Annotated in this window: 22 protein-coding genes and 1 riboswitch; of the genes, 9 read left to right on the top strand and 13 right to left on the bottom strand. The window is 40.3% G+C overall.

Going from position 1 to position 23809, the window contains the following annotated elements:
- Window positions 1-131 precede the first annotated feature (131 nt).
- Window positions 132-401, top strand: a complete 270-nt coding sequence (locus tag JM64_RS05145) for a hypothetical protein (RefSeq protein WP_064011761.1) — start codon at window positions 132-134, stop codon at window positions 399-401.
- Window positions 402-456: 55 nt separating this feature from the next.
- Here JM64_RS05145 and hydE read toward each other — a convergent pair whose 3' ends face one another.
- The 7 genes from hydE to JM64_RS05110 form a co-directional block, all read right to left on the bottom strand.
- Complete coding sequence (gene hydE / locus JM64_RS05140) at window positions 457-1512, bottom strand: [FeFe] hydrogenase H-cluster radical SAM maturase HydE (RefSeq protein WP_064011760.1); 1056 nt, start codon at window positions 1510-1512, stop codon at window positions 457-459.
- 25 nt (window positions 1513-1537) lie between these two features.
- Window positions 1538-1804 carry a hypothetical protein gene (locus JM64_RS05135; protein WP_064011759.1) on the bottom strand — a complete coding sequence of 89 codons (267 nt, stop codon included), beginning with the start codon at window positions 1802-1804 and terminating at the stop codon, window positions 1538-1540.
- Complete coding sequence (hydG, locus tag JM64_RS05130) at window positions 1791-3200, bottom strand: [FeFe] hydrogenase H-cluster radical SAM maturase HydG (RefSeq protein ID WP_064011758.1); 1410 nt, start codon at window positions 3198-3200, stop codon at window positions 1791-1793. Before hydG ends, JM64_RS05135 begins: the two co-directional genes overlap by 14 nt.
- 35 nt (window positions 3201-3235) lie before the next feature.
- Complete coding sequence (locus JM64_RS05125; protein ID WP_064011757.1) at window positions 3236-3490, bottom strand: TM1266 family iron-only hydrogenase system putative regulator; 255 nt, start codon at window positions 3488-3490, stop codon at window positions 3236-3238.
- Window positions 3491-5257 carry an NADH-dependent [FeFe] hydrogenase, group A6 gene (locus JM64_RS05120; protein WP_064011756.1) on the bottom strand — a complete coding sequence of 589 codons (1767 nt, stop codon included), beginning with the start codon at window positions 5255-5257 and terminating at the stop codon, window positions 3491-3493.
- Window positions 5258-5674: 417 nt separating this feature from the next.
- Window positions 5675-7441, bottom strand: coding sequence for an NADH-dependent [FeFe] hydrogenase, group A6 (locus JM64_RS05115; RefSeq protein WP_064011755.1), 1767 nt, complete (start codon window positions 7439-7441; stop codon window positions 5675-5677).
- 214 nt (window positions 7442-7655) lie between these two features.
- Window positions 7656-8504, bottom strand: coding sequence for a hypothetical protein (locus tag JM64_RS05110; RefSeq protein ID WP_064011754.1), 849 nt, complete (start codon window positions 8502-8504; stop codon window positions 7656-7658).
- Between the two features lie 250 nt (window positions 8505-8754).
- On the opposite strand from JM64_RS05110, the gene JM64_RS05105 reads away from it, so the two are divergent.
- The 5 genes from JM64_RS05105 to JM64_RS05085 all read left to right on the top strand — a co-directional run bounded on the left by JM64_RS05105 (window position 8755) and on the right by JM64_RS05085 (window position 12211).
- On the top strand, window positions 8755-9606 hold the full coding sequence (locus JM64_RS05105; protein WP_014450903.1) for an HAD-IIA family hydrolase: 852 nt from the start codon (window positions 8755-8757) through the stop codon (window positions 9604-9606).
- 29 nt (window positions 9607-9635) lie between these two features.
- Window positions 9636-10259, top strand: coding sequence for a sigma-70 family RNA polymerase sigma factor (locus JM64_RS05100; RefSeq protein WP_014450904.1), 624 nt, complete (start codon window positions 9636-9638; stop codon window positions 10257-10259).
- A 32-nt stretch (window positions 10260-10291) separates the two neighbouring features.
- Entirely contained in the window at window positions 10292-10762 is a 471-nt protein-coding gene (locus JM64_RS05095; protein WP_014450905.1) for a YqeG family HAD IIIA-type phosphatase, read from the top strand.
- Between the two features lie 133 nt (window positions 10763-10895).
- Window positions 10896-11906 (top strand): Gfo/Idh/MocA family protein, encoded by a 1011-nt coding sequence (locus JM64_RS05090; RefSeq protein ID WP_064011753.1) that lies wholly within the window; start codon window positions 10896-10898, stop codon window positions 11904-11906.
- Between the two features lie 20 nt (window positions 11907-11926).
- On the top strand, window positions 11927-12211 hold the full coding sequence (locus JM64_RS05085) for a hypothetical protein (protein ID WP_064011752.1): 285 nt from the start codon (window positions 11927-11929) through the stop codon (window positions 12209-12211).
- Between the two features lie 70 nt (window positions 12212-12281).
- On the opposite strand, the gene JM64_RS05080 is transcribed toward JM64_RS05085, so the two are convergent.
- From JM64_RS05080 to JM64_RS05055, 6 genes are all read right to left on the bottom strand, one after another.
- On the bottom strand, window positions 12282-13259 hold the full coding sequence (locus JM64_RS05080; protein ID WP_064011751.1) for a redoxin domain-containing protein: 978 nt from the start codon (window positions 13257-13259) through the stop codon (window positions 12282-12284).
- Window positions 13256-14104 carry a thiamine pyrophosphate-dependent enzyme gene (locus JM64_RS05075; RefSeq protein WP_014450909.1) on the bottom strand — a complete coding sequence of 283 codons (849 nt, stop codon included), beginning with the start codon at window positions 14102-14104 and terminating at the stop codon, window positions 13256-13258. The genes JM64_RS05080 and JM64_RS05075 overlap by 4 nt, the downstream gene beginning before the upstream one ends.
- Before the next feature lies 1 nt (window position 14105).
- The gene (locus JM64_RS05070; RefSeq protein WP_064011750.1) at window positions 14106-15788 is read right to left on the bottom strand and encodes a 2-oxoacid:acceptor oxidoreductase subunit alpha; all 1683 of its coding nucleotides are present in this window, start codon (window positions 15786-15788) and stop codon (window positions 14106-14108) included.
- A gap of 2 nt (window positions 15789-15790) precedes the next feature.
- Entirely contained in the window at window positions 15791-16363 is a 573-nt protein-coding gene (locus JM64_RS05065; protein WP_064011749.1) for a 2-oxoacid:acceptor oxidoreductase family protein, read from the bottom strand.
- Complete coding sequence (locus JM64_RS05060) at window positions 16360-18213, bottom strand: thiamine pyrophosphate-dependent enzyme (RefSeq protein WP_064011748.1); 1854 nt, start codon at window positions 18211-18213, stop codon at window positions 16360-16362. The genes JM64_RS05065 and JM64_RS05060 overlap by 4 nt, the downstream gene beginning before the upstream one ends.
- 312 nt (window positions 18214-18525) lie before the next feature.
- Entirely contained in the window at window positions 18526-20376 is a 1851-nt protein-coding gene (locus JM64_RS05055) for an ABC transporter substrate-binding protein (RefSeq protein WP_014450913.1), read from the bottom strand.
- Window positions 20377-20754: 378 nt separating this feature from the next.
- Window positions 20755-20937, top strand: a riboswitch (cobalamin riboswitch).
- Between the two features lie 61 nt (window positions 20938-20998).
- Between JM64_RS05055 and JM64_RS05050 the strand changes: the two genes are divergently transcribed.
- From JM64_RS05050 to JM64_RS05040, 3 genes are read left to right on the top strand one after another with little or no spacing between them, the layout of a single operon-like run.
- Window positions 20999-22066: an ATP-grasp domain-containing protein gene (locus JM64_RS05050; RefSeq protein WP_064011747.1), complete on the top strand. Its 1068-nt coding sequence runs from the start codon at window positions 20999-21001 to the stop codon at window positions 22064-22066.
- The gene (locus tag JM64_RS05045) at window positions 22056-22907 is read left to right on the top strand and encodes a succinate--CoA ligase subunit alpha (protein WP_082868307.1); all 852 of its coding nucleotides are present in this window, start codon (window positions 22056-22058) and stop codon (window positions 22905-22907) included. Before JM64_RS05050 ends, JM64_RS05045 begins: the two co-directional genes overlap by 11 nt.
- Window positions 22874-23737 (top strand): YitT family protein, encoded by an 864-nt coding sequence (locus JM64_RS05040; RefSeq protein WP_082868306.1) that lies wholly within the window; start codon window positions 22874-22876, stop codon window positions 23735-23737. Before JM64_RS05045 ends, JM64_RS05040 begins: the two co-directional genes overlap by 34 nt.
- Window positions 23738-23809: the final 72 nt, after the last annotated feature.

Raw genomic sequence — 23809 nt, 5'->3', positions numbered from 1 at the left:
CTTTCGATTTTTTTGGCTGTTTATTTCTTCTAATTTGGTTCATTTAAAAAATTACACATTGTGACATTTTTGACAAAGTATAGCTTACTCTAGTATAATTATAATACCACAAAGGAGAAGGGGGTGTATCTATGCCAAAGGATATCACAGTAAGAACGGTTATGGCGATTCTTGTTGACAAAAGAGAGCAGGCAGCCGTCGAAGTGCAAAAGCTTTTGACAGAGTATGGTTGTTATATCAAAACGCGTTTGGGACTCCACGAAGGCGCAGGTCAGTATTGTTCGCCCGTTGGACTTATCATTCTTGAATTAGTTGATGACGAGACAAAGCATGAAGAACTTTGCCAGAAATTGAATACTATCGATGGTGTTCAAGCAAAGTACATGAAACTCGAAGTGTGATTAAGTAGCGTCATTATAGTGGCGAGACGGTGAACGTCTCGCCATGTTTAATTTTTTATGCCTTTTCAACGTTTAGCACTTCTTTTTCCTCACTCATCTCCGTCTTCTTTCTGTATCCATAACCTTCTCCTACAACAAGTCCGACACTTCTAATCATTTGCTTTGTACATTCAACACAAGCTGTATCTCTTTCAAATAGACATATCTTTCCAGGATACAACGAATAATTTGGTCTATATGGGTTGGGAGTCAAGTTGGGCATAATTACGTTTGCACCATATTTTAGTCCATACTGTCTTCCAAACGGGTTTATTGACCCAAGAGCGGTTGTTGCTGGTATGTTTGCAGTTGGTACAACAATTCTTGCGAGCGCAATCATTCGAAGCGTCGTTTGTAAATCCCCACCTTTTGCATCTTTCAGTGGTGTGTCTGGGTTTGGTATAAAAGGTCCAATACCTATCATGTCAGCATCAAGCTCTTTAAGGAATGCAAGGTCTAATGCTAAATCATACGCTGTTTGTCCAGGCAACCCAACCATGAAACCAGCACCTGTTTCGTAACCAAGACGTTTCAACTCATACAAGTGTGCCTTCCTGTTTTCAAAACTATCGTTAGGATGGAGTTTTGCATAAAGTTCAGGTGCAGCAGTTTCATGTCTCATTAAGTATCTGTCTGCTCCCAATTCTTTCCATATACGGTATTCTTCAAACCCACGTTCGCCTATGCTGAGTGTGATTGCGACATCAAGCTTTTTTATTTCTGTTATCAGATGACTTATGATTTCCGTTGTATAATACGGGTCTTCACCTGATTGAAGAACTATTGTTTTAATACCGAGCTTTGCAATTAGCCTTGCTCGTTCGATAATTTCCTCAGGGCTCATCCTGTACCGTTGTAAATTCTTGTTGTCCGCTCTTAGCCCACAGTAAAGGCAATGCTGCGTGCATATATTGGAAAATTCTATGATTGCCCTTAAATGAACTTCTTCACCAACGTATTTTCTTCTGATTTCATCAGCTGTTTTGAATATCTCCTCATCGTATTTTCCACTCTTTATTACGTGTGTTAGGTAATCCAGGTCAACATTTTGTATTTTTTTTACATCCAACATGGGAAATCACCTCATTAAAATTATCTTAAGAACTTATCAAGAGCTTGCGGAATTTGACGATGTCATCCAAAGCTTGCATTATTAAGTTTTTCTCCTCATCAGTTATTTCGCGTTCGCAGAACACAGCGTATTTATCGTCTTCGTATGCGATGAAGCTTTCGCGGTAACTTTCTTCTCCTGCTCTTGCGATACAAGACAACCTCCGTCCTATCTTTTCACATACCCATATTTTTGTGTTTAACCTTTCTGCATAAGGTTTTAATACTTCACTGAGTTTTTCAAAATCTGACATCTCTCTCACCGCGGTCAATCCGCTCGAGGTATTTTTCAACCAGTTCCCTGTTATTCACACGCTCGAGCTCTTTTTGGATTAACTCATAACCAAGTCTTTTAGTTTCCTCTGTGGCGTAATCGTTCAGATATTCTCTGAGCGTGAAGAGAGCGTTTGGAGTGCAGAATCTTTTCACGAATCCCGGGATAGCGAATTCCATGAAGTGCTCTCCTGTTCGTCCCATTCTGTAACACGCTGTACAGAAGGATGGAATGTATCCTTCTTTTAGTAGGTCTTGGATAACTTCTTCAAGTGACCTGTTATCACCAAGTATGAACTGGCTTTTCCTTACTTTCTCTGGGTCGTCTTGTGAATACGAACCAATGCCAATACTCGAGCCTCCATCGATTTGAGAAACGCCCATTTTGAGAACTTCTCTTCTCAATTGAGCAGGTTCACGAGCTGTGAGAATCATACCAGTGTATGGCACAGCAAGTCTTATTATAGCAACAAGCTTTTTGAAGTCTTCATCACTAACTTTGTGTGGCGGATTGTATGAAATCTCGCTACCAACGGCGGGCTCTATTCTTGGGAACGAAATTGTGTGAGGACCAACTCCAAAACGTTCTTCAAGGTGTATTGTGTGGTAAATTAACCCCATTACTTCGAATTTCCAGTTGAACAAACCGAAGAGTGCCCCAATTCCAACATCATCTATGCCGGCAATCATGGCGCGGTCAAGACCATATAATCTCCAAGCGTAATTCGATTTTGGACCTCTGGGGTGAAGTTTTTTGTAAGTTGGCTGATGATAGGTTTCTTGGAAGATTTGGAATGTTCCAATACCTGCTTCTTTGATGATTTTGTAACCCTCGACAGTTTGTGGTGCCGCATTCACGTTTACTCTTCTAATCTCTCCGTTTCCGACTTTGGTTTCATAAATTATTCTAATTGTTTCAGCTATGAACTCGGGGCTGTATCTTGGATGTTCGCCGTAAACTACTATCAATCTTTTGTGCCCCTTAGAAACAAGAGCTCTGACTTCATTTCTAAGCTCTTCAAAGGTCAAAGTTTTTCTGTAAACCTCTTTGTTAGAGGTCCTAAATCCACAATAGACACAATCATTAACACAGTCGTTTCCTATGTAAAGTGGTGCAAAAAGGACAATTCTGTTGCCATATATACGTTCCTTAAGAGTTCTTGCAGCATGGAAGATTTCTTCGAGCAGTTCTGGGTCTTCAACATTGAGTAGAGTTGCCACTTCCTCAGGCTCGAGCCTGTTTTTGTTCAATGATTTATCAAGAATCTCCAAAACTCTTTTTCTATCAGGGTTTTTTGTCTTTTCAAGCAATTCCCAAATTTCTGCCTCTGGGACGAATGTTTTTTCTGTGTCAACTTCTTTTGTAAATACATACATACTTGCCACCTCCGAATTTAATCGATTTAATATCCTTAGTTTACAGCCACACTTTTCACTTTCACACCTTTTATATTCCCCAATTTTCCCGTAAATGCTCCGACATTGTCGTTTGTTGTTCTAACTATAAGAAACACGATGGCTATATTTTCATCAGGAACCGGATACCCTACCCTGAGTTTGATAATATCTGCGTATTGATGGAGAAGCTCATTCACTTTAGAATAAGCATTTTCTCTGTCATGGACAATTATGTCAACCGTGTAGTATCTTTCCTTCTTTTCTTCCATTTATTTCCCTCCAGCTGATTTTTCTACTGAACTTTTCTCTTGTCTTCTTTTTGCTTTTGACCTGTCCGTATAGTAAGTATGGAGATAATGGTGAGCTATGTGACCGTTAGGTTCTCCTATGAATTCTTCATAAAGTTGAATAATTTCTGGGTTTTCGTGTGAGCGTCTGATAACGCTCATTTCGTCTATACTATAGATGGCTCTGGCACGCTTCTTAATAATATCAGGATCTAAACTCTTGGGTTGACCACCACCACCGATACAACCTCCCATACAAGCCATGACTTCAACAAAATCATAATTTCTCTTTCCTTCCTTGATTTCCTTCAGCAACTTTTTAGCATTTCCGGTTCCGTTTACAATTGCAACCTTAAGTTTTCTTGTTTTGAAATCAACTTCTGCTTCCCTAATCCCATCCAAACCTCTAACTTCAGAAAAGACAAGCCTTGGCAATTTCTCACCTGTGAATTTTTCGTAAGCAGTCCTCAGTGCGGCTTCCATAACACCACCAGTGACACCGAATATAGCACCCGCACCTGAAGAGGCACCAAGTGGGCTGTCATGCTTTTCCTCCGGAAGATTTACAAATGAAATACCTTTAAGCTTTAGCATCTTTGCAAACTCACGGGTTGTTATAACATAGTCTGTAACTTTTATGCCGTTTACAACGTGTTGAGAGCGCTCTATCTCATCTTTTTTTGCTGTGCACGGCATAACAGCTACCATAACGATATTTTCAGGTGCGACTCCAAGTTTCTTTGCAAAATACTCGCGAGTACTACTCATTATTTGCATTGGAGATTTTGTTGTCGATAGGTTTGGTATGAACTCCGGAAACTCTTTTTCAACCATGTTTACCCAACCCGGACAACAGCTTGTGAACATAGGTAATACTCCGCCTTTTGTTAGTCTATGGAGAAGTTCGTGTGCTTCTTCCATTATCGTTAAGTCCGCTCCGAAATTTGTATCAAAAACGTAGTCAAAGCCTAATCTTCTAAGTGCCGCAACCATCTTTCCAGTACTCACAGTTCCTGGTTCCATGCCAAATTCCTCTCCGATTGCCACTCTCACCGAAGGAGCAGTCTGTGCTATAAACACCTTTCCGTTTTTGTTTTCAAGCATGTGTAGTAGTTTTTTCCAAGTTGGAGCTTCGTATATTGCCCCAACGGGACACAAGTAAGCGCATTGCCCACAACTGATACAGTTCGTTTCATAAACAGGCAATCCAAATTCTGTTTCTGGGACTGTTTCATATCCTCGCTCTATCATAGAATATATGTTCATGCCTTGTATCTCACTACACACGCGTACACACCGCTGACATTTTATACATTTTGTTAGGTCTCTGTGAATCGATGGACTGCTTGTGTCTATATACTTAGGGAAACTAACAGAAATCCCAAAGATAGGTTGAACATCGTACATATGGACAAGTTTTTGGAGTTCACACCTACCATCAGCTTCACAATACATACATTCGTGTGGATGGTTTGCCATAACCAATTCAAGGTTCAGCTTGACTGCATTTTCAACACGTTCTGTGTTTGTCCGTATTACCATTCCATCGGCAACTTTGGTTGCGCATGCGGGCTGAAGCGTCTTGAATCCCTCGACCTCTACAACACAAATTCTACAAGCTCCGATGGGCTGGAGTTCAGGATGATGACACAGGGTGGGTATGTGATATCCAAGTTGTGACGCTACTTCAAGTATTGTTTTCCCTTCTTCAACCTCATGTTTGTTACCGTTGATATAAATTGTAACCATGGTACCCCTCCTTTCATAGCGGAGCTAAAAACAAAAATCCCTCTTTCCTTTACCCAAGGAAAGAGGGACGAATTGATTTTAATAAAGCCCAACTATGTTTGTACAGTGCAAGCCATTATTGCTCAATACAAAGTTTTGCTTTACGATATAATCTCCATCCCTCTTTCCTTGGTGTCAGAGCAATTCGCTCCTTCACCTCAGAAAGCACAAACAAACACTTAGCGAAAATATTCACATGTCGTAAATATTATAACACAAAAACATATGAGTATACAAGTTGAAATTTTGGACTTATTTTTAGAAAAAGACCAATATTGGAAAATGTATGATAACTTTGTGTATTTTTTCACTTTTTCTCCTTCGGATAACAAAAAAGCTGGTGTGCGTAAAGCACACCAGCGCTTCTAAGCGTAAGTTTTAGTTAACCTTTTCAACCTCTTTTTGTTGTTGAGCCTTCCTGACGGCTCTTGACCTATCGGTGTAGTGTGTATGCAACAAGTGGTGTGCGATGTGGCTGTTCGGTTTTTCTAAGAATTCTTCGTAGAGTTTTATGATATCTGGGTTTTCATGTGACCTTCTCAGTACGCTGAGTTCGTCAATGGTGTAAATAGCTTGTGCACGTTTCTTAAGAATATCTGGGTCAAGGCTCTTCGGTTGTCCACCGCCACCGATACAACCACCAAGACACGCCATTATCTCGACAAAGTCGTAGTATCGTTTCCCTTCTTTCATTTCTCTCAGCAATTTTTTCACACTTGCCATACCGTGTGCAATAGCTACTTTGAGTTTTCTTCCATTGATATCAATTTCTGCTTCTCTTACACCATCCAGGCCTCGTACGCTTTCGAACACAAGTTTCGGTAATTTCTCGCCTGTCAAAACTTCGTAAGCTGTTCTGAGAGCTGCTTCCATAACACCACCAGTCACACCAAAGAGCGCAGCAGCACCTGTTGATGTTCCAAGTGGGCTATCATACTGTTCTTCTGGAAGATTTACGAATGGTATACCTTTGAGTTTAATGAGCTTTCCGAGTTCTCTTGTTGTAATGACGTAATCCGTTACTTTGATACCGTCGACCAATTGTTGTGGTCTTGTTATTTCGTCTTTCTTAGCTGTACATGGCATAATTGATACCATAACTATATCTTCAGGTTTCACACCTATCTTTTGTGCAAAGTATGTTTTGACAACACTACTCATCATCTGTTGTGGGGACTTTGCCGTTGAGAGGTGTTCTCTGAGTTCGGGCCATTCTTTCTCCATTTCGTTTACCCAACCAGGGCAGCAGCTTGTGAACATTGGGAACTTACCGCCGTTTTGGAGCCTTCCAATGAGTTCGTAACCCTCTTCCATAATTGTAAGGTCAGCTGCGAAGTTTGTATCAAATACATAGTCGAAACCAAGTCTTCTAAGTGCAGCAACCATCTTCCCTGTGCTTATGCTTCCGGGTTCCATGCCAAATTCTTCACCTATTGCAACCCTGACAGATGGAGCTGTTTGTGCAACGTAAACTTTGCCGGGTTCCTTGCTGTTTAGCATTTTCCAAACTTTCTTCCAGTCTGGTGCTTCGTAAATAGCTCCTACTGGACACAAGTTGGCACACTGACCGCAGCTTATACAGTCAGTTTCGTAAAGTGGGACGCCGAATTCTGTCTCTGGTAGGGATTCGTAACCACGTTCAATCATTGAGTATATGTTCATACCCTGTATTTCACTACACACTCTCACACATCTCTGACACTTAATACACTTGGACAGGTCTCTGTGAACAGAAGGGCTACTCATATCTATTTCTTTTTCTATGTTAACATTTACACCAAATATAGGTTGAACATCGTACATGTGAACAAGTTTTTGAAGTTCACAGCGCCCATCTGCTTCACAGTACATACATTCGTGGGGATGGTTCGACATTATCAAAGAAAGGTTGAACTTGACTGCGCTTTCTACTCTTTCCGTGTTTGTCTTTATCTTCATTCCATCGGCAACTTTTGTTGTACAAGCAGGTTGGAGCGTTCTTGCCCCCTCAATTTCAACAACACATATTCTACAAGCTCCAATTGGTTCGAGTTCGGGATGGTGACAAAGGGTTGGAATTTTGAAACCTAAATCTGCCGCAGCTTCAAGCACTGTTTTGTTTTCTGGAACTTGATAAGGTTTGTCGTTGATATAGATAGTTACCATCGGCCACCCACCTCCGTATAATGATAGCAAAGAATAAGTCTAATGCTATTCTACCACATAAGTAAAAATTTCACAAGTGACAAATACTAAAATTCGAAAAGAAAATGAGAGAATTTCTGTTTTATATTTTGAAATTCAGTCCTAATTGCTATTTTTGAGAACATGCAAAACAAAGAAAAAATCATATTTTTCACATGTGTTACCGCAACTGCGATTAGAACTTTGTTGAAAAACTGAGGTAATAATCCGTCGTTATGAATGGGATTGAAATTCTTTGATCTGGATTAGCGTAAAAAACAGCATTAAAGTAATTATAAATCCAGTCTGTGAAAGTGTATCCCTGAATCAGTCTGAGTGGACTCTCATGACCGTGCAAAGTTATTCGATACCCGATTTCTATTCCAGAGTATCTGTCGTAATACCATATGCCTCCAAATCTTGCCATCACGTACTGTGATTGCCTTCTTGCTTCTTCCAAAACACTCTGCCAATCTTCGGGCGGCGCTTGTGACTGCCAAACATTTATCAACATACCACCTTCCAGTAGTCCAAAAACTTCAAAGTCCTTGCTAAGTAAGATTCCATTGCTCAAAAAACCACGTGCCACTAGAACTGAAACGTACTCAGACTGACCAGGTAAGAAAATCGTTGCAAGTGCCGATTGCAGATAAGGACGCACGATTATCGGTCCGAGTATTGTGTTGTTGTGAATATGTGCCATATTGAGAAGGATATATGTTTGGAAGCTTGGGTCCACAGCCTCACCAAGATATGCTTTGTTAATAAAGAATGGATCCCACAAGAATGTTTCAAGGTTGAAGACTGTGGATTCTGATGGGAAATAGCGTATTTTGAGATTGAAAGCCCCTACGATATCGAACAGTGGTTGTGTAGAAATTTCCCAGTTGCCAAACGAGTAACCTATAGAGGTAAACTCAACAAACAATCCTTCCTTGTGTGGTGGTACGATGCTCACCACGAAATCTCCACTTTGCACTGCCAAAGAGATACTAAATGCGATGATTAGAAAACTCAGAGCAAGTATTGTTCGCAGTTTCTTCATGTTTTCACCTCCTCGAGAGATTTGAAATGGATGAATCGAAAAATTTGGAATTATTTTTTTCATCCAGCACTTTTTAGACTCTCTCTTTTGTTGGAACGTTCAACAAATTGAACATTTCGTAGGTGCGTCTTAAACTTAAGCAATTATACCACTTACATAGTTATTTCACCAAAAGGTTTCTTCAGTGTGGTATAATAATCAAGAAAGCAACTGCTGATATTGTTTTTAAAACAGTTCGGAGGGATGAATCGTGGATAATGCAAATCAAAACCTCAGTGAGCCTTACGCGGAATTGAAGGAAGGTGCAAAAGAAAGAATTAAAAACTGCGAGCTTTTCATACTTGACATCGATGGGACATTTTATCTAAGCGGAAAACCTTTCGAAGGTTCTCGAAAATTTGTGGATGCTCTTGGAAGATTAGGTAAAAAGCTAGTTTTTCTTACAAACAACTCCAATAGAACGATAGAAAGTTATATCAACGAATTTGAAGAGATGGGAATCAAGCTTGGCAGAAATCAAATAGTTACAGCAGGAGTGGCGACAGCTGAGTATCTTTTAGAGGAATTCGGTCCAAAGCGTGTGTACATTGTTGGAACGGATGATATAAAATACGAATTTCAGAGAGTTGGGCACACAGTTGTAGAAGAAGACCCCGAAGTGGTCGTTGTAACGTTTGATAAGACTCTAACATATGAAAAAATCAAGAAAGCCACACAATTTGTTTCAAAAGGTGCGCTCTTTGTTGTAACTAACCCCGACCTCAATTGTCCTTCATCTGAAGGGCCACTTCCTGATGCAGGTGCAATTGCATCCGCTGTAAGAAAGGCGTCAGGAGTTTATCCCAACATTATTTTTGGGAAACCAGAACCTAAGTTAATCGAGATGGTAATTAGGCACAACAATGTCGGCAAGAATGAGGCTTGTATGGTCGGAGATAGGTTGTACACAGACATACTTGCAGGTATTCAAGCAGGGACTTGGACCGTGTTAGTACTCACTGGAGAAGCTAATATGGAGCAAGTTCAGAAAAGTCCAATAAAACCGCATCTAATCGCAAAGGATATTGGTGTGCTTGCCGATATCCTTCTTGGTGGAATATAGCATAGAAAAGAACTTGGTGGGTATCCTAGATGATAAAATACGCACTTAGGAGTAAGCCTACGGAAAAGCTTGTAGAACTTGCACAAAGTGGTCTGACGGAAGCGATGGACCTTATCATAGAGAAATTTTATCCGATGGTTGTGAGGATAGCCTCACAATTTTATGCTCCTTGGGCGGAATTTGATGATATCGTTCAAAACGGGCTGATAGGACTCATCAAAGCCATATTCTACTATGAACCAGGTAAAAGTTCATTTTCTACATTTGCATGGAGAAGCATAGAATCGGAAGTCAAAACATTTATAACCTACCAAAACAGAAAGAAGAACAAAATGTTATCTGACTCCACAAGCATGGATTCAATCTTTGATGACGTCGACGATGAGCAGATAGATTATTTTGTAGCCGATACGTCAACAACAACGAATGTTGTTAGGAATACAATTCTGAGCATAGTTCATGAAGAGATTCTTGAATCTCTGAAGGAAGACGAGATTAAGATATTCGAGCTTTGGTTGGATGGTTATAGCTACAAAGAGATAGAAGAGCAAGTGGGTGTTAACTTCAAAAAGGTCGACAATACCATTCAGAAGGTGAAGAGAATAATTAGAAGCAGACTCAGTGCTTCAATTCTTCCGTTCTTGGAAGGGTAATCATCGTAGATTAAACAAAGCGAGGGATATGTTTGGCAAAAGTCAAAAAGGTGCAATCCATACATGATATAGATTTTGATAAGCTTTTAAACTCGGGAAAGAGGATTTTTCTGTTTGATTTCGACAATACAATAAACGTATGGCGTTCAACACATGTTCCAGAACAAGCTGCAAAATTATTTGATTATCTCAAATCAAAAGGCGCAGAAATTTATATCGTTTCCAACGGCCGTAAGCGAAACTTGGATTATGAAGTCCCAGTTATTTGGCGTGCATTCAAGCCCTTTGCTTTTAAGGTAAGATTGAAGCTCAACCAGAAACTTAAACGAAAAGAAGAGGTATTGGTCATTGGTGACCAAGTCTTTACGGACGTGCTTTTTGCAAAATTACTCGGAGTTGATGTTATCAAAGTCGAGCCGCTTGATAAGTCAAAGGAAGCGTTTGGGACAAAGATACTGAGGCTTTTTGAAAACATTCTTCATAGATTCATCAAGCAAAGATAACACTTACGGCGCAACCTTTTGGCTAATAGTCCAAAAATTACAGCCCCGGATTCAAAAAATAATACGGCAATAGTTAAGAAACACGGAAAGTTAGATTATCGAGGCTTAAATAATGCCGAACGAGGTGATATGAATGAAGAAAATCCGTTTAGGTATCGTTGGTTGTGGTATTGCTGCTCGTGAGTTGCATTTTCCTGCGTTGAAGGAACTAACAGACAAGTTTGAAATAGTTGCTGTTACGAGTAGAACCAGAGAACATGCTGAGGATTTTGCAAAGTTGGTGTCCGAGACGTTAGGTTCTACTCCGCAGGTATTTAACTCCTACGAAGAATTACTACTCTCAAAGCAAGTTGATGCGGTGGATTTGACCTTACCCATAGAGTTGAACGTGCCTTTCATAAAGCAAGCCGTTGAACATGATTTGCATGTGATTTGTGAAAAACCGATATCAACTGATGTGAAAAGTGGGAAGGAATTAGTTGAGTTCTCACTTCAAACTAACAAGGTGATATACATTGCTGAAAACTACAGGCATGCGTTTAAGTACAATAAGATAAGAGAACTGTTGCACGAAGGAGCTATTGGTCAGCCTATTTTCGTTGACTGGCATCTATGGATTGGTATGGATAAGGAAAACAAGTATGTGAAAACAACTTGGAGACAAATTCCAAAACACATAGGTGGTTTTTTGTCAGATGGCGGGGTTCATCATATCGCCGCACTTAGGGTTATGTTAGGAGACATCGAATGGGTTAGTGGACAAGTCAAACGCATCACAGATTATTTGGGAGACGTTGATTTCCTCTCTACTCTTTTTGAATTCAAAACAGGTGTTGTAGGTAATTATACAGTTAGTTACGCGGTCAAGGGAGAAAAGTATTTCGAGATTGTTGGGACAGAAGGGAAGATAAGATTAACACCGAATTCAATAGTATTGTCTGGAAAAGTAAACGAAGAGATTCCACTTATCCAGGAGAATACGTTCAAGAAGGAATTTGAAGACTTCTACGAGGTTTTGACAACCGAAAAGCCAAATATCCTTGGAAACCCTGCGGAAGCACTCAAGGACCTTGCATTTTTTGAAGCGGCCATCAAGTCGAAAGGTGAAAAGGTAGAGATAGAAAGGTTGATAAAAGAGGCTTAAAAGAGGTTGAACAGATTAGTATGGAAAACAACAAAGACACGATTATCCATGTTTCATTATTAGATAGAGATGTTCTGCTTACACCTCACGTATACGAACGCATGGTTGAAAGAGGAGTCACTCTGGAAGACCTTGTAAAATTGCTTGAATCAAAAGATTCAATGGCTGTCCTTCAAAAGAATTTCAGGCTCAAAATCACCAACGGCGAAATCAATGCCATATTGCAACTTTCAGGAAAAGTTTTGTATGTTATAACCGTATTCTGGGAAGACAAGAAAAAAGAAAAGAAAGAGATTAACGGATAAAGTATTTGGGATTATCGGGTAAATAATAAAAGACCACCCAGTCGGGTGGTCTTCTTATTCACACATATGCTTATATAAACTTTGCCACTTCTTCGAGCGGTTTTCTTATCCTATCGCCCTGTTCAATTGTTGCATGTTTTTCATTAAGTATATCGAGATTTCCCCAATAACCTACTGCTATTACGGTAATAATTATCCCGTTCAACCCGAATATCTCTTTTATCTTTACAGGGTCATACCCAGCAACTGGATGTGCAACAAGTCCCATCTGTGTTGCTTGGGTTAACAATAATCCAACGGCAGTTCCTGTGTCAAATAGCGAGTAATTTCTCCTGTCGCTCAGTTGACAACCTAATTCATCGTCTGTATAAACGATGAGCATAACGGGGGCTTGCTTCATCCAGTAATTTCCTTCCGAAAGTGTAGAGTGAAGCTTTTCGAGATTCTCTTTTGTTCTCACCACAAGAAATCTCCAAGGTTGTTTGTTCATACATGAAGGTGCCAAATGGGCTGCTTTCAAAAGAGTTTCTATCTTTTCATCTTCAACAGGGTCCGGTCTTATACCTCTAAATGCCCTTCTCACAAGGATATCGTCGTTAAGAGTTTGGTCTTTTTCGATGATTCTTTTGTATTCTTCCAATACTTCTTCCGCATGTCCATTCACACTAACTTTAATCCATTCTCTTCTGATTCTCCCCCAGGGGTCGACTATGAATGTAGACCTTATCAATTTTCCATCTTTTGCTGCACCAAATTGCTCTGCTACTATCTTATCTGGGTCTGAAAGTAATTTTACTCTTAGTCCCTTTTTAGATTTAAAACTTGCGATGGCTTTGCAATCGTCAGGGGATATGCCTATTACATTGCCGTTAAATTCATCGAGAAGTCTTGTGAAATCAATACCCTCGAGTGTACAGCCTGGAGTATTTGCTTTGGGATAGAAATAAACCACTGTATACCTTCCCAAAAGGTTTGTCCAGGAAAAATCTTTTCCTTCTTCATCTTTTAAAGTAAACTGAGGAATGAGTTTATAGCGTGATTGAATCATAACTCCAACCCCCTCAAAGCAACGGGTGTTTTATCAATTTGGTATGGTGCAAGTTGTTCTTCGTAAACGGGCTTGTTTGGGTTCATGTATATCACTCCAAGTGCGAGTTTTGAGGTGTCGGTTGCTATCTTAAATGCAGCTTGTCTGTCAGTTGGGTCGTAGCTATCGGGTAGCAAATATGTGTTCTCTCTGTACCACTGGTATGTGTTAACTTTGTTGAACGTGACACAGGGTTGTAATATATCAATTAAAGCGTATCCTTTGTGTTTTATAGCCATCTTGATAAGTTCTACAGTTAGCTGGAAATTCCCAGAAAAGCTTCTGGCAACAAAAGATGCATCGAGTGCAACAGCAACAGCGATAGGGTTGAATGGGTCAACGATAACTCCATCAAATTGTAGCGTTGTTACCTGTCCGCGTGCGGTTGTTGGTGATGCTTGACCTTTCGTTAACCCGTATATTTGGTTGTCGTGCACTATGTTTGTTATATCTGGATTTTTTCTTATCGTGTGTATGAAATGGTTACCACCTTCACCGTATGTACACCCATCTCCACTTTCGGCAATTACAACAAGGTTCGGGTTAACCATCTTTATAGCAACCGCTGCAGGTAGCGACCTTCCATGCAGTCCGTTAAACATATTAGCTCTAACATACTGAGGCATTTTTGCTGCCTGACCTATACCAGAGACCAACACTACTTGGGTTGGGTCAAGTTGTAACTGTGCAAGAGCCGTTTTTAGTTCATTGATTATTCCAAAATTTCCGCATCCTGGACACCAGGCGATATCAGCATCGGGAATGTCGTAGATTTTTGGGTCAAATGCGGTATTCGTACTGCCCATATTACTCAACCTCCTTAGAAATGGCTTCCATAACCTGTTCAACTGAGAACGGGAAGCCATCGTATTTCAATATTCTTCTTCGGGTGTCTACACCATCAAATGTTAATTTTATAAGATTCGCAAATTGTCCTGCTGCGTTTTGCTCAAGGAATATTACTTTTTGTGCTTTTTTTAGATAACTTTCTGCAATTGGTGGCACAGGGTACACCTGCGAGAAGTGAAGCATCGCTACATCTTTGTTACCAAGCTTTTCAAGTGCTTCTTTGACTATCAATTGAGTGGAGCCCCAAGTGACAATGAGGTATTTGTAGTTCTCACTTCCGAAAAGTTTAGGAGGAACTGCATCTTGGATAATTTTTTCCATCTTTTTCAAGCGCTTTTCAACCATTTTTCTTCTAACTTCCGCACTTTCTGTTATGTGCCCGTACTCATCATGCTCGTCACTATCAACTCTTACCAATCCCTTTCCATAGCCAGGAATACCACGTGGTGATATTCCATCTTCTGTAAGTGTGTATCTTTTGTAATTCTCATCGGTTTTGACAATATAACGTTCTATCTTTACTTGTGGCATTTCATCCACATTGTAGAATGAGTCAAGGAAATACTGGTCGGTGAGGATAAAAACTGGTACCTGATATTTATCAGCCATGTTGAACGCTTTTGCACTGAGCTCATAGGCTTCGCACAAGTTTCCAGGAGCGTAAATGATTCTTGGAAAATCACCATGCCCTGCGTATAAAACAAGGTTCAAATCTCCTTGCTCGGTTCTTGTTGGTAAACCTGTAGCTGGTCCTGGTCTTTGACCGAGGTGCACGACTATCGGCGTTTCAATCATACCCGACAAACTGATGGCTTCTGTCATCAGTGCAAAACCACCACCGGAGGTTGATACCATTGCACGAGCTCCTGCGTACCATGCAGCAATTGCCATATTGGCAGCAGCGATTTCATCTTCTGCTTGGTCAACAAGTATACCGTATTGTTTTGATAATCTTGATAGTTCTGTAAATACCGTTGTTGCTGGGGACATAGGGTAAGATGATATGAAATTACAACCACCGGCTATGGCACCTTTCGCAACTGCTTCTGAACCGTTTAGAAGGTATTGTTTTTTTACTTCGTTGGAAGGCGTAATTTCAAACCTTAGACCCAACGATTTACCGATTTCGTAACCTTTGAGGGCTGCATTAACGTTTGCCTTAATCACCTCTTCAGACTTCTTAGAAAAGTAGACTTTTATGTTATTGACTAATGCGTCCTCGTCAGCGTTTATAATCCCGGCCAAGATACCTATCGCTACTGAATTTTCGTATATCTTGTTACCAAAACTTTCTGCAATCTCTTCAAGCAAGATTCCTATAGAGTTCTTTTCATTTTCAACGTATTTCTTTTCACCAAGGATAATCGTTCCTTCCGTGATACGCGGTCTTAATCGTTCAATAGCGTTGTCGTTGAGAGGAACTAAAATATCGATACGGTCCACGTAGGCTTTTACTGGTTGAGATGATATACGTATCTCCGTTGAGTTATTACCTCCGCGCACTCTGGACATGTATTCTTTTGTTGCAAAGACATGGAATCCAGAATCCTTTGCTACTCTTGTTAGAATGTGTTCTACGGCTTGAATCCCCTGCCCTGCGGCACCACTTAATACAATTGAAATCTCACTCTTCTTTTCCATACTCATATCGCCTCCAAAATCCTTTCGAATATTTCTTTATTCGCAGTATAAATTCGTTCGTTCATTAAATCTTCCATAGCCATCAGATAATGCTTTGGTTCGACGCTAGGTATAAGGTTGTTTTTAGCAACTACACCGAGTAATGCGATATTCTGCATCCGTGCATCTGGCAATTCGTATTTGACTTTGTATACCCTTATGCCTCGCTTGTTAGCTACGTTTTCAATTTCTTCCTCTTTTATTTCACCTTCCCTGCCTAACCTTACAGGTAATGGTTGCCAGGATGTGTTGTAATAAACAAGAGTTCCGCCATTCTTCAGATAGTTAAGCGCACGTGCAGCTTCGTGTCTTTCAAGTGCAAGTGCCAAATCAACATCTCCAGGTAGCACAAGTGGAGAGTTCACATCTCCAATTCTTATGTGTGAAGAGACAATCCCACCCCTTTGGGCTAAGCCGTGAGTATCGACACCTATGCATTTTTGACCACTATAATCGATGGCACGGATTAATACTTCACTCAAAAGTCCTATTCCCTGTCCGCCAACACCTATAAGGAATATGTCGAATTTTCTCATTTTGCATCACCACCTGATTCTACTTTTTCAAACTCCAGCGCTCCCGATGGGCAGGCAATCATACAAGAACCATCGCCAATACAGAGGTCTTCATGGACAAAGATACTTCCATCATCTGCTCTTTGGAACGATGGGCAAGCAAATTTGGTTATACACACACCAGCAAGTGTGCATCTGTTGGTTACCTTCATCTGAGGTACTTTTATTACACCCTTCCTTCTTCTTTCCCTTGTGAATTTCAACATGCATGGATGTTTCGCAATTACGACGTTGAATTCTTTTGTTTCAAGAGCTGTTCGCAAGATTTCTTCGAGTTTATCTTGCTGGTATGTATCGACTTCCCAAATATACTTCACACCTATAGCTTCGAGAATCTGTCGAATTTTAATCGCTTTTCCTGGATGGTCTTGATGACCGGTCATGGCTGTTGTCCCGTTTTCCATTATAACTAGTGTAAAGTTGTGCTTATTGAACACAGCGTTTATAATTCCGGGTATTCCAGCGTGGAAGAATGTGGAATCTCCGAGGAATGCAACAACTTTTCTATCAGGGTTGAACATGCTAAGACCAGATGCCGTTCCTGTTGAGTGTCCCATCGATAGTAGGACTTGTCCCACGTTGTAAGGTTCCAAAAATCCGAGTGTATGACACCCAATATCAGCTACTGATATATCTTTTTCGTTCAAAATTTTTGAGAGAACATAGAAAACAGGTCTGTGACCACAACCCGGACAAAGTTGTGGTGGACGGTTTAGAACTCGCATTGTGTTGTTTGGAACCTTGATATTTCTGAGCAACTCTGGTGCAAATTTCGAAAGAACTGAATAAACTTTTTCTGGAGTGTACTCCCCAATCCAGTCCTCCAAGTCCATTTTTCCAACAATTCTTACATCTATTCTTTCTTCAAAGGCAATCGCTTTCACCTTTTCTTCGATGAAATCATCTAACTCTTCCAGAACTTTCACTATTTTGTGCTTTTTAAGAAATTCTGTTATTGCCTTCCTTGGTAATGGGTAGACCATGCCAAGTCTTAAAATGTCTACTCTTTTCACATTTTCTCCCAGCACATCGAGCAATGAAAGGTAAGGAAGTCCAGCCGTTATAATTCCTATCTCACTCCCGTTGTTTGTTATAAAAGCGTATTTTTCCGAAATCTCAGCCCACATTTGCAATTTTTCAAGCGCTCTTCTTTTCATTATTGGAACATTTTGAGCTATCGGAATGTATGGACCGTTATTTTTAACATCAAAGACAGGGGAACCTAGCGGTGAGGGAATAAACGTTCCAAAGTTGACTTTTTGTTTGAAGTGAGCAGTGTGGGTTGTTAAGCGCAGAATTACAGGGGAACGTAGCTTTTTGGAGTATTCGACAGCTTGTTTGAACATCTCGTAGACCTCTTGTGCGTCTTTCGGTTCAAAGACAGGGGTGTAGGAAAGCCTTGCGTAATGTCGGTTATCTTGCTCATTTTGTGAACTGTTCGCACCCGGGTCATCGCCTGTTACAATTACCATCCCACCAGGGATTTCCATCATGCTTAGCTGGACAAAAGAATCGGCAACCACGTTCATACCGACACTTTTGAAAAACACACATGAGGTAAATCCGTTAACTGCTGCACCAAACGCTACTTCTAAAGCTACCTTTTCGTTTGTTGAAAACTCAAAATACAGCGGATTTTTGTCTTTTGGTATGGAATTTATCGCTTCGGCTATCTCAGGTGTGGGCGAACCAGGATATGACGTTACCACTCTTACACCGCTTTCAATCATTGCCCTCACAATTGCAGTGTTTCCAATAACAATTTCCGAAAAAGGACCAGGCTGGACTAACAACTCTCCTAAACTTTTCATCTAACCACCTCTCATAGTAAAGATGTAAGTGAATTAGGTTTAACTTATTATAACATAAAAAGATAGACTTTGTCCACATATGTATTTTACACAATTTATTTAGATATTCGATGAAAAGTAAAACAACAAATAATTGAGCAATAAGGAGAAACTACAGTGATACCGACAGATAATTCAAAAGATTAAAGGCGCATCATTAGATTTTTTCGTTAATCAGTCCTTCACCTTACCGCTATGCTGATGTTTGGCACGTAAAAAAAAAACACAGGTCACCTTTCGGTGACCTGTGTTTCGAATTCTTATGTACTCTAATCATTGTTTTTTGTAAAGTGTGAAGAAGTCGTGACCTGGTCTCATTGGGTTGTAGTACCAACCTTTAACCCATGTTCTGAAAACATACGTCGCAGTTGGTTGATAGAGTGGGACACTGAGACAATTGTCAACAACAAATTTTTGAATCTGCGCATAGAGTTTTCCTCTAACTTGTGCGTCTGTCTCTGCTGCAGCATTTTCAGTAAGTTGGTCAAGGCTCTTTCCACCCAGTTCTTTTCTTGGAGTGCTCACAAATTTTTTGAATGCCTCTCCCTGTCTATCTGCGTAATCTCCCATACTGTGGTAGTGTGTGAATATGAAGTTATCTGGGTCTGGAAAGTCCGCTTGCCATGCGTTTATGGAAACCGGAATTTCTCCGTTCTGTGTTGCATCAAGGAAATTGGGCCACTGAAGTGGTTGAACTTCAATTTTAACCTTTCCAGGTGCTGCCATTTCCATGTACATCTTTATCATTTCTGCAACTCGTTGCCTTGCTGTGTTACCTTCGTTGAACGCGATGCTGAATTTAATACCTTTCTGCCAAGCTTGTCCGTTCCAAGCCTTTTGTAGGTACATTTTTACTTCGTTCAAACTGAACTTGTAAAGTGGTAATGAAGGGTCGTAACCTAGCAAGCCTTGTGGTAAAGCTGTTGGAACTCTTTTACCAGAACCTTTTAGCACTTCCTGGATAAGTGCATCGTAATTGATAGCTGCGGCAACCGCTTTTCTTGCATTAATATCACTGAAGAAGTTAGGTGGTATTCCGTTTCCATCAAGCTTTCCACTACCTATGAATTTGCTGTTAGGGTTAACTGACCAGTTGAACAACAGAACCGTAACAGCAAGCGTTGGAAGGTTTCTTATTATTTGGATATCTTTGTTTGAGCTAAGTTGGTCAACAAATTCAATTGCGACGTCAATAGTATCTGCATCACCTTTTTCGAGCATTGCTTTTCTTGTTGACCACTCAGGAATTGCCCAAATTATTACTTTCTTAATCTTTGCTGGTCCTCTCCAATAATTCTCATTTGCAACGAGAATTACTTTTTGTTGTTTTCTGTCCCATTCTACAAGTTTGTACGGACCTGTTCCAATTGCATAAGAATAGAGTGGTGACTGTTCTTTCGTAACGTCTTTGTATTTCCACCATGTGTCTGGTTTACCATCCCAAAGTCCAATTTTCACACATGTTTCTTTGTCAAGTATTGCTGCCCAGTGTGAGCTCTGTGCGATGATGTTGAGGAAAGGAGCATATGGTCTCTTGAGCTTAATTACCACATTATCTCCTTGAACTTGGATCGCCGGGTCAATGACTTGCTTGTAAAAATTAACAAGTTTTTCTCTATATTCTGGTTTTGGCTGCCCATTCTGGTCGAATATTTCGCTAACAGGCTTTCCAACAAACTGTTCAATAGCTTCGTCTCTCGAATGGAAACCAAAGATAGCATACCAGAGCATCCACATTGGACCACCATCTGGGTCGTAAAGAAGACCGCGTTCAAATGAATACTTCACATCTTCTGGGGTAAGTGGATTACCGTTGTGGAATTTTACACCCTTTCTAATTGGAAAAATATACGTTTTTCCACCATCTTTAATGAGTCCGTTCTTGACAGTTGGAACTTCCGTAGCAAGTCTCGGCTCAAACTCGCTAACGCTTTGACCTTTGTAGGCTATGAGGTTTTCATAGATATTGTAGAGTACTTCACCGCTTGTTGTGTCATATGCTAGATGGGGATCAAGCGTGTCTGGTTCACCTATGGTTGCTTCAACAAATACTGTTGGGTCGAAAGCTGCAAGTAGGAGAATAGAGGCAAATACAAGTAGCGAGAGTGCCAGTGACTTTTTCATGTGACTTCCTCCTCTCAGTGTAGTGTCTGATGTTTGAAAAATAGTGTCCCTTGCAGCTTCCCCCCTCTTTAGCAAAAATAATTATATTTGGTTTTTAAATGCGGGTCAATCGCTATGCTTGTAAATATTGATTTTACTTTGCTTTCTATTGATAAACTTAGATTAAGATAGCGTTTATTTTTTCGATACTGTGCGTGCTGGGAAATTCTTTCTGCTTTATAGAGTTAACGGAACAAAAGCAAAACGTGAAAATAATTAAATGTTGTCGTTTAACAGCTATTAATAGCCTCAAAAGGTCATTAGTTTGGGGTTGATTTTTGCAAACGAGTAAGTTAGCATTTTTGTTGGATAATAAGAATTTTAAATCACAAAAATTTAATACTCCCTCCCCTTAAAGGTGCACTTACGTGCTTAAAAGGGAACTCCGGTGAAAATCCGGGACGGTCGGGCCACCGTGAGTGGGGACGAAACCTGCAAAATGCCACTGGCTTTAATGCTGGGAAGGCGCAGGGAGTAGGGTGATCCACGAGTCGGGAGACCTGCCTTTAAGGGAATGGGTGCCCCAAAAACCATCGATTTTTGGGGGTATTTTTCTTTAAATCTCGAAAGGGGGTAGAAAGGTATGAAGATTCACGAGTATTTGGCAAAGGATATCCTGAGGGCGGAAAAAGTAAGAGTACCAAGAAGCTATTTGGTAACATCCGAAGAACTAGCAGAAGAAAAGTCTTTAAGGAAGTGCTTGGAAAGGCTCGGTTTTCCGCAGGTCCTTAAAGCTCAAGTATTAGTTGGTGGGAGGATGAAAGCCGGCGGAATTGTGGTCGCCGAAAATTTGGAAAAAAGTCTCGAAGGTATTAGGAAGATTTTGGGGATGAAGATAAAAGGAGAGGAACCCTACGGAGTATTAGTTGAAGAATACATTCCGCATGACACTGAGAGATACATTTCACTTTCAATCGACAGAAATGTCAGAGACGCTGTGTTTGTGTATTCTGAGGTTGGTGGTGTGGACATAGAAGAATTTGCATCGAAATATCCAGACAAAGTGCTGCGTACAAGCAACATACGAGAACTTCCCAAAGACCTTCAGGAATTTGCGAAGCAGTTGTACGATATATTCGTAAGATACGATTTAACGTTGCTCGAGATTAATCCTTTTGTTTTTAAAGACGGAGATTTTTACGCGTTAGATGCCGTGTTTCATGTGGATGACAGTGCGCTGTATAGACAATTGTGGGCATATGAGGATACTGAAGAAACAAATTCTTTCGTGCCGTTTGAAAATGGAGAAATTGGCGTGATTGGCTGTGGTGCAGGGATTGTTATGGCAACGATAGATATACTTGTTGAGCATGGTTACAAACCAGCTAATTTTTGTGATTTGGGCGGTGGTGCAACAATGGAAAGTGTTTACGAGGCGTTGAAAAAAGTCATGTCTTTGTGTAGTAAAGCAGTTTTGAATATCTTTGGGGGCATCACCGATTGTTTGGAAATAGCCAAAGGCGTTGTGAATTTTAAAGAAGAAGACCCAGATTTCGAAATTTATATTAGGTTGTCTGGAAACAACGAATTTCTGGCAAAAGAATTATTAAAAAAGCACGGAATTTATGCTGTTGACGATATGAAAGATTTAATTGAAAGACTTCAAGAAGATGAGAAGGTTCAAAAGAGGGGTGTTAACGATGTTTTTTAAAACAAATACAGTTTGTGTTTACGGCGGAACAGGAAGATATGGAAGTTATCACCTCAAAAGGATGATTGAATACGGGACGAATGTAGTATGTGTGGTGAGTAAGAACAAACATATACAACGCATGGATGGTGTGCCAGTCTATCAAAGCCTCAGTGAGAGTTTTGAAAAGCCAGATACAGCTGTCTTTTTTGTTCCACCTCAAAATGTTTTAGAAGCGTTTAAGGATGCTGTTGATAATGGTGTGGTGAATTTTGTAATAATAACTGAACATGTTCCTGTTCACGATACGCTAAAGATGTTGAAACTGGCAAGAGAAAAGGGAGCTACAATAGTTGGTCCCAATTGCCCAGGTGTTATAAACCCTCATGAGCGAGTTAAGGTTGGTATCATGCCGGAAAAGTATTTTAAAGCAGGAAATGTAGCCATCATTTCAAGAAGCGGCACGCTAATGTATGAAACAGCGAAACATCTGAGTGAGAATCCAGGTGTCGGTGTAGCACTTGGGTTGGGTGGAGATCCCGTTGTGGGGACAAATGTTTCGGAAGCTTTTGAGATAGTGAAAAAACTAGGTTACGAAAAAGTATTGCTAATTGGTGAAATTGGTGGTGAAGATGAGGTAAGAGGTGTTGAGCATGCATTAAAAATAGGCTTCTCTCCAGAAAACATCGTTGCTTTCTTCGCAGGTAGACATGCTCCAGAAGGGAAACGTATGGGGCATGCGGGAGCAATTATTGAAGGAGAAAGGGGAAAGGTTTCTTTTAAGGAACAAAGACTAAAAGAATTAGGAGTTAAGGTGGTGAAATTTCCGTGGGAAGTGAAAGACGCTTGGAGAATTTGGTAAAGGAATACTTCCTCTCTTCCTTTGGAGTATTGCTCACAGCTCTGGGGTTGGTTATTTTCCTTATTCCAAATAACATCGCGGCTGGTGGAGCTTCAGGTCTTGCAATAGTCTTGAACAGATTAATCCCACTTTCAGTGGGTATATGGATGTATATCATAAATATTACACTTTTTCTGACAGCATTTCTGATAATAGGATTTGACTTCAGTTTTAAAACGATATATTGCACTTTTTTGCTGAATTTTTTGATAGATTTCTTCGACAGGATATTGCCTATTTACAAGTATCAAGGTAAAGACGTAATTCTTGCTGTATTCTTTGGGGATATACTAACTGCCATTGGTATGGCTATAGCGTTTTCCCAAAACGCCTCGACAGGTGGAACTGATATTATTGCAAAGATATTGAACAAGTTTTTTGGTGCACCATTTGGTATGTCAATATTGTTCATCGACTTTGCCATAGGTCTTGCCGCAGGGCTCGTTTACAACATTGATACGGGTTTGTATTCGATACTTGCCATAATAGTCAACGGAACAACCATAGACTTTGTATTGAAGGGCTTGGAACTTTCCGTAAATGTATGGGTCGTTTCCGAGAAGATTGACGAAATCAAGGATTTTGTCTTATCGGAATTAGGTAGAGGTTGCACTGTCTTCGAAGCCAAAGGAGGGTATACTGGCTTGCCACGTAATGTGTTGTTGATTGTTTTGAAAAGACGAAAACTTCATGAATTGGTCAATACAATCAGAACTGTTGATCCAAAAGCTTTCTTTCTTGTGAACGAGGCAAGGTATGTTTACGGAGAAGGTTTCAAAGAGATTGTATAATAAATCCCTTCCCATGTTCTTTGCTCATAGTCTTGCCCTCCTTTTAACGGAGGGCTTTTTTAGTTAAAATCA

Source organism: Fervidobacterium pennivorans, assembly GCF_001644665.1.
In the GTDB taxonomy this organism is placed as follows: domain Bacteria; phylum Thermotogota; class Thermotogae; order Thermotogales; family Fervidobacteriaceae; genus Fervidobacterium; species Fervidobacterium ngatamarikiense.
Note: the sequence above shows the minus strand (reverse complement) of the source record. Positions and strands in the feature narration are given on the sequence as shown.

What these genes read in the sequence shown, in the direction of transcription:
- JM64_RS05145 (WP_064011761.1), top strand. Translation starts at nt 132, where the DNA reads ATGCCAAAGGATATCACAGTAAGAACGGTTATGGCGATTCTTGTTGAC.
- hydE (WP_064011760.1), bottom strand. Translation starts at nt 1,512, where the DNA reads ATGTTGGATGTAAAAAAAATACAAAATGTTGACCTGGATTACCTAACA.
- JM64_RS05135 (WP_064011759.1), bottom strand. Translation starts at nt 1,804, where the DNA reads ATGTCAGATTTTGAAAAACTCAGTGAAGTATTAAAACCTTATGCAGAA.
- hydG (WP_064011758.1), bottom strand. Translation starts at nt 3,200, where the DNA reads ATGTATGTATTTACAAAAGAAGTTGACACAGAAAAAACATTCGTCCCA.
- JM64_RS05125 (WP_064011757.1), bottom strand. Translation starts at nt 3,490, where the DNA reads ATGGAAGAAAAGAAGGAAAGATACTACACGGTTGACATAATTGTCCAT.
- JM64_RS05120 (WP_064011756.1), bottom strand. Translation starts at nt 5,257, where the DNA reads ATGGTTACAATTTATATCAACGGTAACAAACATGAGGTTGAAGAAGGG.
- JM64_RS05115 (WP_064011755.1), bottom strand. Translation starts at nt 7,441, where the DNA reads ATGGTAACTATCTATATCAACGACAAACCTTATCAAGTTCCAGAAAAC.
- JM64_RS05110 (WP_064011754.1), bottom strand. Translation starts at nt 8,504, where the DNA reads ATGAAGAAACTGCGAACAATACTTGCTCTGAGTTTTCTAATCATCGCA.
- JM64_RS05100 (WP_014450904.1), top strand. Translation starts at nt 9,636, where the DNA reads ATGATAAAATACGCACTTAGGAGTAAGCCTACGGAAAAGCTTGTAGAA.
- JM64_RS05090 (WP_064011753.1), top strand. Translation starts at nt 10,896, where the DNA reads ATGAAGAAAATCCGTTTAGGTATCGTTGGTTGTGGTATTGCTGCTCGT.
- JM64_RS05085 (WP_064011752.1), top strand. Translation starts at nt 11,927, where the DNA reads ATGGAAAACAACAAAGACACGATTATCCATGTTTCATTATTAGATAGA.
- JM64_RS05080 (WP_064011751.1), bottom strand. Translation starts at nt 13,259, where the DNA reads ATGATTCAATCACGCTATAAACTCATTCCTCAGTTTACTTTAAAAGAT.
- JM64_RS05075 (WP_014450909.1), bottom strand. Translation starts at nt 14,104, where the DNA reads ATGGGCAGTACGAATACCGCATTTGACCCAAAAATCTACGACATTCCC.
- JM64_RS05070 (WP_064011750.1), bottom strand. Translation starts at nt 15,788, where the DNA reads ATGGAAAAGAAGAGTGAGATTTCAATTGTATTAAGTGGTGCCGCAGGG.
- JM64_RS05065 (WP_064011749.1), bottom strand. Translation starts at nt 16,363, where the DNA reads ATGAGAAAATTCGACATATTCCTTATAGGTGTTGGCGGACAGGGAATA.
- JM64_RS05060 (WP_064011748.1), bottom strand. Translation starts at nt 18,213, where the DNA reads ATGAAAAGTTTAGGAGAGTTGTTAGTCCAGCCTGGTCCTTTTTCGGAA.
- JM64_RS05055 (WP_014450913.1), bottom strand. Translation starts at nt 20,376, where the DNA reads ATGAAAAAGTCACTGGCACTCTCGCTACTTGTATTTGCCTCTATTCTC.
- JM64_RS05050 (WP_064011747.1), top strand. Translation starts at nt 20,999, where the DNA reads ATGAAGATTCACGAGTATTTGGCAAAGGATATCCTGAGGGCGGAAAAA.
- JM64_RS05045 (WP_082868307.1), top strand. Translation starts at nt 22,056, where the DNA reads ATGTTTTTTAAAACAAATACAGTTTGTGTTTACGGCGGAACAGGAAGA.